The sequence below is a fragment of the Rhodoplanes sp. SY1 genome (assembly GCF_046000175.1).
Classification (GTDB): domain Bacteria; phylum Pseudomonadota; class Alphaproteobacteria; order Rhizobiales; family Xanthobacteraceae; genus Rhodoplanes.
The window spans coordinates 1-15,763 of the sequence record NZ_JBEOMB010000015.1; the positions used below are offsets into that span (position 1 = coordinate 1).

Genomic DNA, 15,763 nt, shown 5'->3' on the forward strand with positions numbered 1-15,763 from the left:
GATCGGGAACCGCTCTAGCGCTTCGCGCGGGCGATCTCGACGTCGACCGCGGCGGCGAGGCCGGAGGCCGGCTTCGGGGCGCCGGCCGGCGGGGCGCCGAGCACGGCGGCGGGGGCGACGGCGGCGAGCGCGGCGAACGGATCGGGCTTCTGGGCCTCGGCCTTCGGGGCGGCCTTGAGGGCCGCGACCGCCTGGTCGGCCGGCATCGCGGTCTCGAAGGCGAAGTGGCGGGCGAGCGCGTCGCGGCTCTGCGCCTCGGCGTGGCCGAGAATGCCGGCGATGCGGCTGCGCTCGGCGGCGATGCCGCGGGTCTCGCCCTCGCCGACGCCGATCGCCCGGCCCTCCTCGCGGGCCACGGCGAGCGGATCGCTCGCGGGCGCGGCCGAAAGTGTGGCCGGCTGCGATCCGCCGGCAGCGCCGGGCGGAGCCGCAGCGGGCGCCGCTGCGCCGGGGACCGGCGTCGCAGCCGCCGGCGTGCTGGTCTGTCCTGACATCGAGGCACCTCCTGGTTGGAACCGGCGGCCGGCGCCGGAGAGCGCGCCGATCACCCGGTCGAGGCGCTCGACCCGGTCGGCCAGCTTGTGGGTGATCGCCTCACGGTCGCCGGTACGGGGATCGAGGGCGCGGAACACCCGGGCCTCTGTGGCGAGCGCGAGATCGGCGGTGAGCTCGGGCCGGCCGTCGGCGACCGCGCGGGCGAACATCAGGCGCAGGTCGTCGACCTCGGCCTGGATGGCGGCGCGCACGCTGTCGGGCAGCGGCGCGAACGGATGGCCGTCGACCTTGTGGCGGCCGCTCGCGATCACGGTGACGTCGATGCCGGCCTCGGCGAGCAGCCGGGAATAGTCCATGTGCAGCGTGTAGACGCCGATCGAGCCGACCTGGCTCAGATCGTCGGCGAGCACGATCTCGTCGGCCTGGGCGGCGAGCCAGTAGGCCGCCGACGCGCCGAGGCTGCCGACATGGGCGACCACCGGCTTTGCGGCTCGCGCCTCGCGGATGGCGGAGGCGGCCGCCAGCACGCCTTCGACCACGCCGCCCGGTGACCCGATCGCCAGCACGATGCCGCGCACCGCGGGATCGACGGCGGCGCGCCCGACCTCGCGGACGATCGCGCCGTAGGAGGTGTATGACGCGCCCTCGCCGAAGAAGTCACCGCGCGACAGCAGCACACCGGAGATAGAGACCACGGCGACGCCGTCGACCGCGCGGAAACGCGGCGCGTCCCCCTGCCCCGACGCGGGCGACGCGGCTGCGAGCAACGCCTGGTCGCCAGCGAGCCGGCGCTCCGCTTCGAGGACGGCGTCGCGAACGGCGAGCGCGTGCGGTTCGTAGACGAGCAGCGGCCGCGCCGAGAGCGCCGCCGGCCAAGGCGCGGCGGCTGCCTTATAATCTGGTCCCATGCGTTCAAACCACAATCAAGGAAACTGCGTTCGACTTTGCTTCAGCCATTGGTAATCGTTCACACCCACAATCGCAGAACTCGAAGCTGCCAATCCCGAGCGAGACCTGAAATGTCGATCAAACGCCATTTTGTTGTTCTGCCGCGGCAAGATGGTGGAATCGATACGTATCCGATGAAGGACTGGTTGAGACTCCACCCCGAGCGGATGCCGCCGAACCTCAAGTCTAACCCCACTGACAGTACATCTCACAAAATCAGATCGGAGTTGCGGAAGCTCGGTTGGATCATGGAGGAAACGCCGAGCGAGGTTCGGATGACCCCGCCCCCCGGAATAGACATCGGGGAAGGTGGGTCCAAAGACTCCGAAGAAAATGAAGAACCGACGTTCTCTTTCGAATACCAACTTCGCGACTTCATCGCCGACAACCTGAGCACCATCAACATCAATGGAAAGTCGTTACGGCTCTACGAGGACGACAACGGAGAGGGTGTCGAGTATCGCACCGCCATCGGGCCGATCGACATTCTCGCAACCGATAAGGATGGCTCGTTCTACGTCTTCGAGCTGAAGCGAGCCAACAGCCATGATCGCGCGATCGGGCAGCTTGCCAGATACATGGGTTGGCTGAAGCAAACGATCGGGACCAATAAAGACGTCTTCGGCGTCATCGTATCGAAATCAGTCGGCAATCAGCTGCGGTTCGCAAGAACCGTCGTCCCAAATGTATTCTTGTTCGAGTATCAGATTTCGTTCAACTTGAAGCCGGCCCACGAGATTCCTATCGGCAAGAAGTTCGAATGAGCGCTCCGTCTCCATCGCTCACTCGTTGCCGTTCTGCTCTACGGTGAAGGCGCTTCGTCAGGAACCGCCCCCCTGATCACGTCAGGCCGATCGCGGCGGTTCTCGACCAGCGTCCCCGCCTCCAGCCCATACTCCTCCTCCAGCCGGCGGGCGGCGGCGAGCTCGCGGGCGCGCTGGCGGAGGTTTTCTTCCCAGTCGAGGCCCTGCTCGGCCGCCTCGCGCTCGAGGGTCGAGACGCCGAGTCCGATGCGGACGGCGGCGGCATCGGCTTCCTTCAGCGGGTCGACCCAGCCGCGGCCCGGCATGCGCCAGCGGCAGCGGGTCCACGCCGCTTTCGCTTCCGCGAAAGCGGGGCTGCCGGCCGGCAGCGCGACCCGGCCGCGCACCACCGCCTCCTCCAGCCACCGCACATAGACGGGCTGGGCAAAGTCGGTGGCGTAGAGGGCGGCACGGCGGGAGAAGCCGCGCCAGACCTCGAGCAATGCTGCGCGGGCGCTCGAATAGTTGACCTGCCCCCAGTCGGCCGAGAGCTGTTCGTAGGAGAGCCCGAGCGCGGCGGCGACATGGCGCAGCCCCGCCCGCACGAAGTGCTCGAACACGGCGTTCGGGTGGGTCGGCGGCGTGTGCTCGGCCCGCTCGCCCGGATAGAGGAAGTTGACGGCGGCGCCGGGTAGATGGATCGGCGGGGCGTCTTTCCAGTAGCCGAGCTTTCCGGCGAGATAGCCCGCGATGGCGCCGTCGAGCGCCTTCCCGTCGCCGGCGCCGAGCGCCTCGGCGAGCGCCTCGTGGTCGAACGGCGAGGTGATGAAGGTCGCCATCGAAGCATTGAGGAGCGCGGCCTGCAGCTCGGTCTCGTCGTAGCGGCCGAGCATGCGCAGCTTCTTCACCACCGGCGCGAACAGCGGCACGCCGCGGATCTGCCCGGCCTCGCGCGCCTCGTAGGCGTGCGCCACCAAGCGCCGGCCGTTCACGCTGCGCGGCAGCCGGGCGAAGGTGCCCGACGCATAGCCGAGCCCGTCGGCCGGATGGGCGACGCGGACGTGGTAGGCGACCGGCTCGCCGGTCGGCCCGAGCTCGATGCCCTGCCGGAACGCTGTGGTCTCGGCGGCGAAGTCGGGCTGCGCCAGGCGGGCCGGATGGATCATCTCGACCGCGGTCGCCCAGGCGCCGCCGCGCGGCAGAAACGAGATGGCGGCGAGCGCCTCGCCGTCCCGCACGCCGTGCCGGTACCCGAGCGCCAGGAGGCCGCCGAAGCCGAGGCGCTGGCCGGCGTCGCAGCTCTCCGGATCGCTCGCCCACTCGTCGAAGGCCTCCTCGATCGAGCCGGCGAGATCGGCCGCCTGCTGCTCGGTGAGCCCGAGCCGCCGGCGCGGCAGGGTGACGTTGAGCCCCCACCCCGCCCCGATCACGTTGTCGACCAGCCGGTCCATGCCGGCCGAGGCCCAGCCGTCGTTGCGGGCCTGGTCGGCGATGCGGTCGGTCAGCAGGTCGCGGTCGGCCTGCGGCAGCGCCGTGACCGGCGACACCCGTCGCGGCCACCACGCCACGAGATCCTGATGCGTCCGCGACGCCCCGACGAACGGCGCCTCGGCCCGCGGGCGCAACGGAGCACCGGAGGGGTCGACGAGGGAGTGGAAAGGCATGATGACTCGATCGACCAGCAGCGCTATCACCGGTTACGTTGCGGAATCAAAAGCCTGACGTACGCTTGCACAGTAGTCACAAGCCTCACGGAAGTCGTTCGCAAATAGAACGGACAGCAACCATCATGACCAATGGCGATCTCGGTTGGATCACCAACTTTATCTGGGGCATCGCAGACGACGTGCTGCGCGACCTCTATGTGCGCGGCAAGTACCGGGACGTCATCCTGCCGATGACGGTGTTGCGCCGGCTCGACGCGGTGCTCGAGCCCAAGAAGCCCGACGTGATCGCCATGAAGGCCAGGCTCGACAAGGCGGGCATCACCAACCAGGACGCCGCCCTGCGGCAGGCCGCGGGCCAGGACTTCTACAACACGTCGCGGTTCACGCTGCGGGATCTGCGCGGCCGGGCGAGCCAGCAGCAGCTCAAGGCGGACTTCGAGGCCTATCTCGACGGCTTCTCGCCCAACGTCCAGGACATCCTGGAGAAGTTCGAGTTCCGCAACCAGATCCCCCGCCTCTCCAAGGCGGATGCGCTCGGAACCCTGATCGAGAAGTTCCTCGACCCCGCCATCAATCTCAGCCCCACCCCGGTGACCAACGGCGACGACTCGGTGAAGCACCCGGGTCTCGACAACCACGCCATGGGGACGATCTTCGAGGAGCTGGTTCGCCGGTTCAACGAGGAGAACAACGAGGAGGCCGGCGAGCACTGGACCCCGCGCGACGTCGTCAAGCTGATGGCGCGGCTGATCTTCCTGCCCGTCGTCGACCGCATCGAATCGGGCACCTACCTGCTCTACGACGGCGCCTGCGGCACCGGCGGCATGCTCACGCTCGCGGAAGAGACGCTGGACCAGCTCGCCGCCGAGCGCGGCAAGCAGGTCTCCACCCACCTGTTCGGCCAGGAGATCAACGCCGAGACCTATGCGATCTGCAAGGCCGACATGCTGCTGAAGGGCGACGGCGCGGCGGCCGACAACATCGTCGGCGGGCCGGAATGGTCGACGCTCGCGCGCGACGCGTTCCCGTCGCGGGAGTTCGATTTCATGCTGTCGAACCCACCCTACGGCAAGAGCTGGAAGGGCGACCTCGAGCGGATGGGCGGCAAGGACGGCATCAAGGATCCGCGCTTCGTCGTCACCCACGCGGACGATGCCGAGTACAGCCTCGTCACCCGGTCGAGCGACGGGCAGATGATGTTCCTCGCCAACATGCTCTCGAAGATGAAGCACGGCACGCCGCTCGGCAGCCGCATCGCCGAGGTGCACAACGGCTCGTCGCTGTTCACCGGCGACGCCGGCAGCGGCGAGAGCAATGTGCGGCGCTGGATCATCGAGAACGACTGGCTGGAGGCGATCGTCGCGCTTCCGCTGAACATGTTCTACAACACTGGCATCGCGACCTATGTCTGGGTGCTGAGCAACCGCAAGGCGGAGCCGAGGCGCGGCCGCGTGCAGCTCATCGACGCGACCGCGTGGTCGAAGCAGCTGCGCAAGAACCTCGGCAAGAAGAACTGCGAGCTCGACGAGCCGGACATCGACCGCATCGTCGAGACGTTCCAAAAATTCGAGGAAACCGAGCAGTCGCGCATCTTCGACAACGCGGCGTTCGGCTATTCCAAGGTGACGGTCGAGCGGCCCTTGCGGGCGCGCGGCATCGACGGGGCTCGCGCCTACACGCCGAAGGAGATCAAGGCGCTGAAGGACGAAGGCCGCATCGCGGAGGACGGGCTGCCGGTGATCCGCCGCATCCACAAGGGCGGCAAGGCCAAGGCCGATCCGCTGCACGGACTGTTCCGCCTCACCATCGCCGGCAAGCCGTGCGTGGTCGAGTACGAGCCCGACAGCGAGCTGCGCGACACCGAGACGGTGCCGCTGACCGAGCCCGGCGGCATCGCGGCATTCATCCGCCGCGAGGTGCTGCCGCACGCCCCCGACGCCTGGGTCGACGCCGGCAAGACCACCATCGGCTATGAGATCAACTTCACGCGGTACTTCTACAAGCCGCAGCCGCTGCGCTCGCTCGCCGAGATTCGGGCCGACATTCTCGCCGCGCAGAAGGAGACCGAAGGCCTGCTGGAGCAGATCATCGGAGCCGCACCGTGATCGAGGGACTTCGGCCGTATCCGGACATGAAGCCGACCGGGCTGGCGTGGCTGCCCGAGGTGCCGGCGCATTGGGACGTGCGGCGGAACGGCCGGCTGTTCGGAATTCGTAAGGAGACCAGGTATCCGGACCTGCCCATTCTCGAAGTCTCGCTTCGGACCGGCGTGCGGGTTCGCGACCTGGAGAACGGCCCCCGCAAGCAGCAGATGACGGACCGGTCGAAATATCAGCGCGCGGCCAAGGGCGACCTCGCCTACAACATGATGCGCATGTGGCAGGGCGCCGTCGGTGTAGTGCCGACCGATGGCCTCGTCAGCCCGGCCTATGTGGTCGTTCGGCCGCGAGAGGACACCTTCGCACCTTACTTCGCCAACCTGTTCCGAACAGCGGCTTATATGCGCGAGGTCGAGACCTACTCCCGCGGCATCGTTCCGGATCGCAACCGGCTCTACTGGGAGTCGTTCAAGCAGATTACCTGTTGTGTTCCACCTGCGGAGGAGCAGCAGCTGATCGTGCAATTTCTGGACTGGCACGGGGCACAAACAGCCAAGCTGATCCGAGCCAAGAAGAAACTGATTACGCTTCTGAATGAACAAAGACAGTTGATTATCCGACGAGCGGTCACTGGCGGATTCGACGCTGCTGTCGCGCGCAAGCCCTCGGGCACCGATTGGCTCGGCCAAGTACCCGAACACTGGCAGGTGAAGCGACTCAAGTGGGCAACACGGCTCCAGCGCGGATACGATCTGCCCGCAGAAAGACGAGTTTCGGGGCCTTATCCGGTGGTCTCATCCGGCGGGGTTATCGACCATCACGCAGAGACTCGCTCGCGCGGCCCGGGCGTCGTCATGGGACGATACGGCTCGACAAACGCCGTATTCTACATCGAGAAAGATTTCTGGCCTCACAATACATCCCTCTTTGTAACGAATTTCCATAACAACTATCGACTCTGGTGCTATTATCTACTGTGCACGATTTCAAAGGCAGACCACTCCGGCAAATCAGCAGTCCCTGGTGTCGATCGGAAGGACTTATTCGATATCATCGTTCCGGTTCCTCCTTATGAGGAGCAGATCGCAATCGTCCGGGGAATTGAACGTCTATCTCAAGAGCTAAATGAAACGATTTCACGGTTCGAACATGAGGTTGCGCTAGTTCAAGAACTGCGCATGCGCCTGATCGCCGACGTCGTCACCGGAAAGCTCGACGTTCGCGCGGCGGCGGCGAGCCTACCAGAGACCACAGAGGTTGAGACCGTCGAAGACCTCGACGAGGATGACCTGGAAGAATCCGTCGGCGAAGTCGATACCGAGGAGGCCGCCGTCTGACGATGCCGCAGCCGCCCGCACACCCGAAGATCTACCACATCGTCCATGTCGATAGACTGGCGTCGATCGTCGCTGACGGCTGCCTGTGGTCCGATACTGTGATGGTCGGGCGAGAAGGGACCGGCACGACCATTGGAATGAACACCATCAAGGTGCGCCGACGCTCGCTAAACATTCCGTCGCATCCTGGAATCCACGTCGGCGGTTGCGTGCCCTTCTATTTCTGCCCGCGGTCCGTGATGCTTTATATACTCCACCGCGCGAACGCCCCTGACCTGTCATATCGAGGCGGCCAACAGAACATTATTCATTTGGAAGCGGATCTCCACGCGGCTGTTGCCTGGGCGAATAAGCAACAGAAAAAGTGGGCGTTTACGCTTTCAAACGCAGGTGCTGAAAAGTTTGAGAGCCGTTCCGATCTCAAGCAGTTGAAGGAGATTAATTGGACGGCGGTCAACGCGCTAAAATGGAGCGGTACCGGAGTCTGCTCACTGATGAACGATAAGCAAGCTGAATTCTTGGTCGAAGACTCGTTCGCTTGGAGCCTCGTGGAGCAAATTGGAGTTCACAGCCGAGCGATCGCGCAACGCGTCGAGGAAGCTCTCAAAGGCCAAACGCATCAGCCCTCGGTTTCCGTAAAGCCAGACTGGTACTATTAGTATGCGGTCTATAGCGCCCAGTGGGATCGGTGATCGAAGGCCTCGTGGGGCGAAGCACTGACGATGCCACAGCCTCCTGCACACCCGAAAATCTACCACATCGTCCATGCGGACCGGCTGCCGTCGATCATTGCTGACGGTTGCCTGTGGTCCGATGCGGTGATGGTCGGGCGGCAGGGAGCGGGCACGACGATCGGGATGGGCACTATCAAGGCGCGGCGGTTGCGGCTGCCGGTGTCGTGCCATCCGGGGACCAGGGTCGGTGACTTCGTGCCGTTCTACTTCTGCCCGCGCTCGATCATGCTGTTCGTCATCCACTGCGCCAATGCCGAGGAACTCGCCTACCGCGGCGGACAGGGGCCGATCGTGCATCTGGAGTTCGACCTCCACCGCGTCGTTGCCTCGGCGGAGGAGACCGGCCGCCGGTGGGCGTTCTCGCTGTCAAATGCCGGAGCGACCTATACCCAGTTCCGATCGGACCTCGGGCAGCTCGACGAGGTGAACTGGCCTGCGGTCCACAACAGGGACTTCCGGTCGGCCGACGTGAAGGAAGGCAAGCAGGCCGAGTTCCTGGTCCACGAAAGCGTCCCGTGGTCGCTGATCGAACGGATCGGCGTGCAGTCGCAGGGCGTTGCCCAGCAGGTTTTCAACACAATCCGAGGAATCGACCACAACCCAAGGGTCGAAATCCGCAGTGATTGGTACTACTGATTCGGTATGGTGCCGCGATGATCGAATTCCGGACCGGAGACATTCTTCAGGCGGACGCGGAAGCGCTCGTCAACACGGTGAACTGCGTCGGCGTCATGGGGCGCGGCATCGCGCTCCAGTTCAAGAATGCCTTTCCGGCGAATTTCAAGACCTATGCGGCCGCCTGTGCGCGCGGCGAGGTGCAGCCCGGGCGGATGTTCATCGTCGAAACCGGCCAGCTAGCGCCGAAGTACATCGTGAACTTTCCGACCAAGCGGCACTGGCGCAGCAAGAGCCGGATGGAGGACATCGACGCCGGCCTCGCGGCCTTGGCGGACGAGATCCGGGCGCGAAAAATCCGGTCGATCGCGATCCCGCCGCTCGGCGCCGGGCTGGGCGGGCTCGACTGGCGCGCCGTGCGGCCCCGGATCGAGGCGGCGCTCGGCGGGCTCGACGGCCTCCGGGTCGTCGTCTTCGAGCCGCATGCCGCGGCCGACGCCAAGCCGGTCACGGCCTCCCGTGAGGTTCCGCGCATGACCGAGGGCCGGGCCGCCCTGGTCGGGCTGATGCATCGCTATCTCGGCGGGCTGATGGACCCGTTCGTCACTCTGCTTGAGGTGCACAAGCTGATGTACTTCCTGCAGGAGGCCGGGCAGCCGCTGAGGCTGAGCTACACGAAGGGGCTTTACGGCCCCTATGCTGAAAACCTCCGTCATGTGCTGCGGGCGGTCGAGGGACATCTCGTCTCCGGCTATGCCGACGGCGGCGATGCCCCCGAGAAGCCGCTGGAGCTGGTGCCCGGCGCCGTCGGGGACGCGGACGCGTTCCTGGCGCAGCACGCCGAGACACGGGCGCGGTTCGACCGGGTGGTCGATCTCGTGGAGGGCTTCGAGACACCGTTCGGCCTCGAGCTGCTGGCGACCGTCCATTGGGTCGCCGCCCGCGAGGGGGCCGTGCAGCTCGACGCCGCGATCGCGCACACCTACGCCTGGAACGAGCGGAAGAAGCGGTTTTCAGCCGGACAGATCGAGCTCGCCCTGGACGTGCTCGCCGCGAAGGGGTGGCTCGGTTCCCATGATCCCGTGAGCGGATGACGACGGACACGACCGAGAAGGGGCTCGAAGCCCTGATCGTCGCGCAGATGACCGGCCGGACGGGACCGGACGAGGGCGGATTCGCCGAAGATCCCGAGCCCTATGTCGGGCTGCACAACTGGCGGCTCGGCAATCCCGCCGATTACGACCGAGCCTGGACCATCGACCTCCCGCAGTTTCGCGCCTTCATCGCCGCCACTCAGCCGCCGCTCGTCGAGGCGCTAGACCTCGACCACGACGGTCCGACCCGGCAGAAGTTTCTGGCCCGGCTGCAGGGCGAGATCGGCAAGCGCGGCATCGTCGACGTGCTGCGTCACGGCCTGAAGCACCAGCAGCACGAGATCACCGCGTTCTACGGCACGCCGTCGCCCGGCAATGCCAAGGCGGCCGAACGCTTCGCCTCCAACCGGTTCTCGGTGACCCGGCAGCTCCGCTACAGCGCCACCGAGACCGCCAACGCGCTCGACCTCGCGTTGTTCGTCAACGGCCTTCCGGTCGTGACCTTCGAGCTGAAGAACAGCCTCACCAAGCAGACCGTCGAGGACGCCATCGAGCAGTACCGGCGCGACCGCGACCCGCGCGAAAAGCTGTTCGAGTTCGGCCGGTGCGTCGCGCATTTCGCCGTCGACGACGCCGAGGTGCGATTCTGCACGCACCTGAAGGGCAAGGCGTCGTGGTTCCTGCCGTTCAACCGCGGCTGGAACGACGGCGCCGGCAATCCTCCCAACGAGGGCGGGATCAAAACCGACTATCTCTGGAAAGACATCCTGACGCCGCAGGCGCTGACCGACATCCTGGAGAACTACGCCCAGATCGTCGAGAAACGCGACCCGAAGACCGGCAAGGTGAAGCGCGAGCAGGTGTTTCCGCGGTATCACCAGCTCGGCGTGGTCCGTGCGCTGCTGGCCGATGCGCGGCAGCATGGCGTCGGCCAGCGCTACCTGATCGAGCATTCCGCCGGCAGCGGCAAGTCCAACTCCATCGCCTGGCTCTCGCACCAGCTCGTCGGGTTGCGGAACGAGCAGACACCGGTTTTCGACTCGGTGATCGTGGTCACCGACCGCCGCATCCTCGACGAGCAGATCCGCGACACGATCAAGCAGTTCGCGCAGGTCGGCGCCACCGTCGGGCACGCCGACCACTCGGGCGATCTTCGCCGCTTCATCGAGAGTGGCAAGAAGATCGTCATCTCGACGGTCCAGAAGTTTCCCTTCATCCTCGACGACATCGGCACCCTGCACCGCGACCGGCGCTTCGCCATCGTGATCGACGAGGCGCATTCCAGCCAGGGCGGCAGCACCGCGGCGGCGCTGAACATGGCGCTGTCCGCGGCCGGCGCGGCGGAAGAGGAGGAGACCATCGAGGACAAGATCAATCGCATCATGGAGGCGCGAAAGCTCCTGCCGAACGCGAGCTACTTCGCGTTCACGGCGACGCCCAAGAACAAGACGCTGGAGATTTTCGGGACCGCCGTTCCGGAGGAGGGTGCCGTCAAGCACCGCCCGTTCCACAGCTACACGATGAAGCAGGCGATCCAGGAAGGGTTCATCCTGGACGTCCTGAAGAACTACACGCCGGTCGACAGCTTTTACCGGCTGGTCAAGACAATCGAAGGCGATCCGGAGTTCGACACCAAGCGCGCGGCCAAGAAGCTGCGGCGTTACGTCGAGAGCCACCACCACGCGATCCGCCTCAAGGCCGAGATCATGGTCGATCATTTTCACGAGCAGGTGCTGGCGGCCGGCAAGATCGGCGGTCAGGCGCGTGCGATGGTGGTGACCGGCGGCATCGAGCGGGCGATTCAGTATTTTCATGCCATTCGCGACTACCTGACGGAGCGCAAGAGCCCGCACCGGGCGATCGTGGCGTTCTCGGGCGAGCACGAGTACGGCGGCGTGAAGGTGACCGAAGCGTCGCTGAACGGCTTTCCGTCCAAGGATATTCCCGACCGGATCGAGGAGGACCCGTACCGGTTCCTGGTGTGCGCCGACAAGTTTCAGACCGGCTACGACCAGCCGCTCCTGCACACCATGTATGTCGACAAGCCGCTGTCCAGCGTGAAGGCGGTGCAGACGCTGTCGCGGCTCAATCGCGCACATCCCCAGAAGTACGACGCCTTCGTGCTCGACTTCCAGAACGACGCCGAGAGCATCCGCAAGGCGTTCGAGCCGTACTATCGGACGACGATCCTCAGCGACGAGACCGACCCCAACAAGCTGCACGACCTGAAATCCGCGCTCGATGCGGCCGAGGTGTATGGCACGGCTCAAATCGACCAGTTCGTGGCGCTCTATCTCGATGGTGCCGACCGCGACAAGCTCGACCCGATCCTCGACGCCCGCGTTGCCGTCTACAAGGAGCATCTCGACGAGGATGGACAGGTCGAGTTCAAGGGCCAGGCGAAAGCGTTCGTCCGCACCTACGGCTTCCTGTCGACGATCCTGCCCTATACCAACGCCGAATGGGAGAAGCTGTCGATCTTCCTGAGCTTCCTCGTGCCCAAGCTGCCCGCCCCGAAGGAAGAAGACCTCTCCAAGGGGATTCTCGAAGCGATCGACATGGACAGCTACCGGGTCGAGAAGCGCGCCGCCGAGCAGGTCCGGCTTGCCGACCAGGACGCCGAGATCGACCCGGTGCCGACGGACGGCGGCGGCCGGCGGCCAGAAGCGGAGATCGACCGCCTCTCGAACATTCTCCGGTCGTTCAACGAGATGTGGGGCAACATCACCTGGGAGGACAGCGACCGCGTCCGCCAGCTGATCACGAAGGACATCCCGGACAAGGTCGCCGCCGACACGGCCTACCAGAACGCCAAGAAGAACTCGGACAAGCAGAATGCCCGCATCGAGCACGACAAGGCGCTGTCACGGGTCATCGTCAACGTGATGAAGGACGACACCGAGCTGTTCAAGCAGTTCAGCGACAACCCGGCCTTCCGCCGCTGGCTCGCCGACACGGTGTTCGGGCTGACCTACTGACAGGTTGATCTTACGGCACTACCGCCCTCCCCCTCGTCCGCCCCGCCCTCCCCTCCCGCACCCCCTCCAGTTCCGCGATCCGCTGCCGGATCTCGGCCGGCGAGGCCGGGCGGAGCGTCACCTCGCGCTCGCCGTCGCGGACGCCGGTGATGCTGCCGCCGGTCAGAGTGCGGGAGAGCTCGCCGCGCAGCGCCGCAAGCTCGGCCTCGATCTCGTCTCGATTCATCGTCCCCTCGTCGCGTGCCGGGCGATCTCGGCCATCAGGGCGGCTGCGCCGGAGGCGCCCTGCCCCGCCGTCGCTGCAGCGACCCCAGCGCTCTCGGCCGGCGCCGCCGGCGCGCTGCCCAAAACATCCTCCAGGCTGAGCTGCGCCTCGGGCGGCGGGGTCTCGCGCTCGGCCTCGAGGCGGTCCCAGATCGCGTCCGGGAGCCCGCGGACGCCCCATTTGATCGCCGCGGCCTCGGCCTGCAGGTGGGCGTCGAGCGCCTCGTTGGCCTGGGCGGCGTCCTTGGTCCAGCGATACTCGGTAAAGCCGTGGCGCTTGAACGGGGTGCGGCGCTCGGCCGTGAACTGGCGGAAGAACTCGTCCTCGAGCCCGCGCGGAAAGGCGACGTGGCCGTCCTCCATCGGGTCAGTCTTCAGGGCGTTGCGATATAGCGCCATCTTCAGCACGCTGGTGCCGAAATTGTAGAAGCGCGAGGCGTATTTCAGGAGCTTGCCGGTGCGCAGATTGCGCTCCTTGCGCACGCGGGCGAGCAGCGGGGCGGAGTCCGGCGCGACGCCGCGCACCATGATGAGCTGTGAGGCCGGATGGGTGCGGGCAAAATCCCACACGTCCTCGGTCCAGGCGTTGCCGTCGATGGCGGCGAGGTCGAGGCCGAGGGCGCGGCCGGCGGCATTGAGCCAGGTCTGCTTCAGGAGCGCGTCGAGCCGCGCCCGGCAGGTCGCGTCCGTGATGTGGCCGGGGATCACCTGGTGGTCGATGACGAAACGGCGGTGGCGGCGGCCGAAGCCGACGAGCTGCCACTCGACGCGGTCGCCCTGGCAGTCGATGCCCAGCGTCAGCACCAGGGCGCCGGCCGGCACCTCGCCGCGGGCGTAATGCGACGTCGCGGCACGGTCGCGCAGCGCCTCGAAGGGCGGCGCCTCGCCCTGCGCCCGCCAGGCGCGGCCGACCGTGTCGTTGAGGAAGGTCTGCTCGGCCGCCGGGTCGCCCTTGGCCTTGAACCACTCCAGCGCGATGCGGGCGAAGGACTGCAGCAGCGAATAGGCCGACCAGATCCAGAACGAGCGGTGGGTGCGCCGCGCCGACGGATTGTGGGCGCGCCACTCGCCGGCCCGCACCATCGCGGCGCGGTGGTGCTCCTCGATCGGGAAGCCGCAGGCGACGCAGGTGAAGTGCGCGGCCTCGGGACGGGCGGGATCGAAGGTCGCGAGCATGTTGTCCCAGTCGAGCACCTGGAAGGCGCCGCACTGCGGGCACGGGACGTGGAAGTGCTCCTGCGAGCCCTGCTCGAACGCCTTGGTGATGCGGCAGCCGGGCAGCACCAGCGGGGTCGAGGTCTTCAAGACCTTGGCGAACTCGTGGGCGCGGCTCCGGTTGTCGGCCTGCGCCTCGGGATCGCCGGCGAGGTTCATGTCCCACTTGGCGAGGTCGTCCTGCACCTGGCGGCGGACCGTGACCTGGCTGAGCGAGGCGGGCGAGTTGGCGCCCGAGATCAGGATGGCCCCTAGCCCGTCGGCGCGCTCCTTGTAGAGGACCGAGTCGAGGACGTCGCGCGAGCGCTGCGGGAACAGGGCGCGGAGCGAGGCGGTGCCGCGCAGCATCGGGGCGAGCTTCATCTTCGACCAGCGCCGGGCGTTGTCCTCGGTCGGGTGGGTGAAGAGGAGATCGCCCGGGTCCATCGCCATGGAGCCGAGGGTGAAGATGTTGGCGACCACGGTCTTGCCGATCTGGGCGGAGCCCGCGAGCGTGACGGTACGGCAGGGATCGTCCGGCGACAGGGCGCGGAGGATCTCGTCGAAATACGGGAACAGAGCGCGGTTGTAGGGGCCGGGGAACGGGCTCTCGCGGTCGGAGAAGACGATGTTGGCCTCGGCCCAGGCCAGATAGTCGACCGGCGGCGGCGGCTCGAGCACCTGCGCGGCCGCCTCGGCCGCGAGGCGCGTCGGGTCGGCGAGCAGGATGGGCATGGGCCTGGTCGCTATGGCGCGACGGCGTTGGTGGCCGGTGTCGGTGGCGAGGTCGGCGGCTGCGGGGCCGACGGGTCCGCGTCCTCGATCAGCGGCGGCAGCTCGGCCGCGCGGGCGCGGGCGGCGGCCGCCGCCTTGGCGCGGATGGTGCGGAACTCGGCGCGGAGCGCATGCAGCACGTCGCGCTGCTGCAGCTGGTGGCGCGCCGCGATGGCGGTGGCGAGGTCGACCAGCGCGCCCTCGAACACGGTGAGCATGTCGCGGGCGAGGCGCACCATCTCGGCGCGGGTCTGGTCTGCCAAGACGTAGCGGCCGGCGCGGGCGGCCTCCTCCTCGGCGCGCTTGCGGTTCTCGCGCTCGATGCCTTCGAGCTTGGCCTGGCGGATGCGCTCGTCGATCGGATCGACGGCGGAGCCGACGGGCGCGGTCGGCGGAGCCGGTGGGGCCGCGAACGGCAGCACGTCCGCGGGCGCCGCCGTCGCGTCGGTCGCCGCGGCCGGCGGAGCCAACCGCGTGCCGATCCCGTTGCCGAGCCGCTGCCCGATGTCGAGCCGCCGGCGCAGCTGCTCCTGCGCCACCGCGACCCGGATGCCGGCACCCCGCCCCTCGCCCACCAGCGCGGCGCCGTCGAGCTTGCCCTCGCGGATGTACTGGCTGACGCGGCCAGCCGACACCCCGATCAGCTGCGCGAACGCCCCCTTGCTGATCACCTCCGGGGCAACCGTCATGACGCGACCGAGACTTGAGGCCTCGAGGCTCCGACTTGAGCCGAGTTGAGGCTCGTAAACGCCCCTCAAACTACAGACCCGCCGCGGGTCGCCCGGGCGCGGGCGTTTGATTGGCCGGAAGGACCCGTGGCT

The 15,763-nt window shown here is 67.0% G+C and carries 12 protein-coding genes; 7 read left to right on the forward strand and 5 right to left on the reverse strand.

Annotated elements, in window-relative coordinates:
* Positions 1 to 14: 14 nt before the first annotated feature.
* Positions 15 to 1,403, reverse strand: a complete 1,389-nt coding sequence (locus tag ABTU92_RS05690) for a S49 family peptidase (protein WP_408088516.1) — start codon at positions 1,401 to 1,403, stop codon at positions 15 to 17.
* Between the two features lie 111 nt (positions 1,404 to 1,514).
* On the opposite strand from ABTU92_RS05690, the gene ABTU92_RS05695 reads away from it, so the two are divergent.
* Positions 1,515 to 2,207, forward strand: coding sequence for an endonuclease NucS domain-containing protein (locus tag ABTU92_RS05695; protein WP_408088518.1), 693 nt, complete (start codon positions 1,515 to 1,517; stop codon positions 2,205 to 2,207).
* A 38-nt stretch (positions 2,208 to 2,245) separates the two neighbouring features.
* Here ABTU92_RS05695 and ABTU92_RS05700 read toward each other — a convergent pair whose 3' ends face one another.
* Positions 2,246 to 3,850, reverse strand: coding sequence for a phage portal protein (locus ABTU92_RS05700; protein WP_408088520.1), 1,605 nt, complete (start codon positions 3,848 to 3,850; stop codon positions 2,246 to 2,248).
* A gap of 125 nt (positions 3,851 to 3,975) precedes the next feature.
* Between ABTU92_RS05700 and ABTU92_RS05705 the strand changes: the two genes are divergently transcribed.
* The 6 genes from ABTU92_RS05705 to ABTU92_RS05730 all read left to right on the forward strand — a co-directional run bounded on the left by ABTU92_RS05705 (position 3,976) and on the right by ABTU92_RS05730 (position 12,710).
* Positions 3,976 to 5,958, forward strand: coding sequence for an N-6 DNA methylase (locus tag ABTU92_RS05705; protein WP_408088522.1), 1,983 nt, complete (start codon positions 3,976 to 3,978; stop codon positions 5,956 to 5,958).
* Positions 5,955 to 7,289, forward strand: a complete 1,335-nt coding sequence (locus tag ABTU92_RS05710; RefSeq protein WP_408088524.1) for a restriction endonuclease subunit S — start codon at positions 5,955 to 5,957, stop codon at positions 7,287 to 7,289. The genes ABTU92_RS05705 and ABTU92_RS05710 overlap by 4 nt, the downstream gene beginning before the upstream one ends.
* 2 nt (positions 7,290 to 7,291) lie before the next feature.
* Positions 7,292 to 7,948 (forward strand): DUF4433 domain-containing protein, encoded by a 657-nt coding sequence (locus ABTU92_RS05715; protein WP_408088526.1) that lies wholly within the window; start codon positions 7,292 to 7,294, stop codon positions 7,946 to 7,948.
* Between the two features lie 63 nt (positions 7,949 to 8,011).
* Positions 8,012 to 8,659, forward strand: coding sequence for a DUF4433 domain-containing protein (locus tag ABTU92_RS05720; protein ID WP_408088528.1), 648 nt, complete (start codon positions 8,012 to 8,014; stop codon positions 8,657 to 8,659).
* 17 nt (positions 8,660 to 8,676) lie between these two features.
* Positions 8,677 to 9,732, forward strand: coding sequence for a macro domain-containing protein (locus tag ABTU92_RS05725; RefSeq protein ID WP_408088530.1), 1,056 nt, complete (start codon positions 8,677 to 8,679; stop codon positions 9,730 to 9,732).
* Positions 9,729 to 12,710: a type I restriction endonuclease subunit R gene (locus ABTU92_RS05730; RefSeq protein WP_408088532.1), complete on the forward strand. Its 2,982-nt coding sequence runs from the start codon at positions 9,729 to 9,731 to the stop codon at positions 12,708 to 12,710. Before ABTU92_RS05725 ends, ABTU92_RS05730 begins: the two co-directional genes overlap by 4 nt.
* A gap of 10 nt (positions 12,711 to 12,720) precedes the next feature.
* Here the strand turns inward: ABTU92_RS05730 and ABTU92_RS05735 are convergent, their stop codons facing one another.
* From ABTU92_RS05735 to ABTU92_RS05745, 3 genes are read right to left on the reverse strand one after another with little or no spacing between them, the layout of a single operon-like run.
* Positions 12,721 to 12,936, reverse strand: a complete 216-nt coding sequence (locus ABTU92_RS05735) for a hypothetical protein (RefSeq protein ID WP_408088534.1) — start codon at positions 12,934 to 12,936, stop codon at positions 12,721 to 12,723.
* Positions 12,933 to 14,903, reverse strand: coding sequence for a phage terminase large subunit family protein (locus ABTU92_RS05740; RefSeq protein WP_408088536.1), 1,971 nt, complete (start codon positions 14,901 to 14,903; stop codon positions 12,933 to 12,935). The genes ABTU92_RS05735 and ABTU92_RS05740 overlap by 4 nt, the downstream gene beginning before the upstream one ends.
* Before the next feature lie 11 nt (positions 14,904 to 14,914).
* Positions 14,915 to 15,631, reverse strand: a complete 717-nt coding sequence (locus ABTU92_RS05745; protein WP_408088538.1) for a hypothetical protein — start codon at positions 15,629 to 15,631, stop codon at positions 14,915 to 14,917.
* Positions 15,632 to 15,763: the final 132 nt, after the last annotated feature.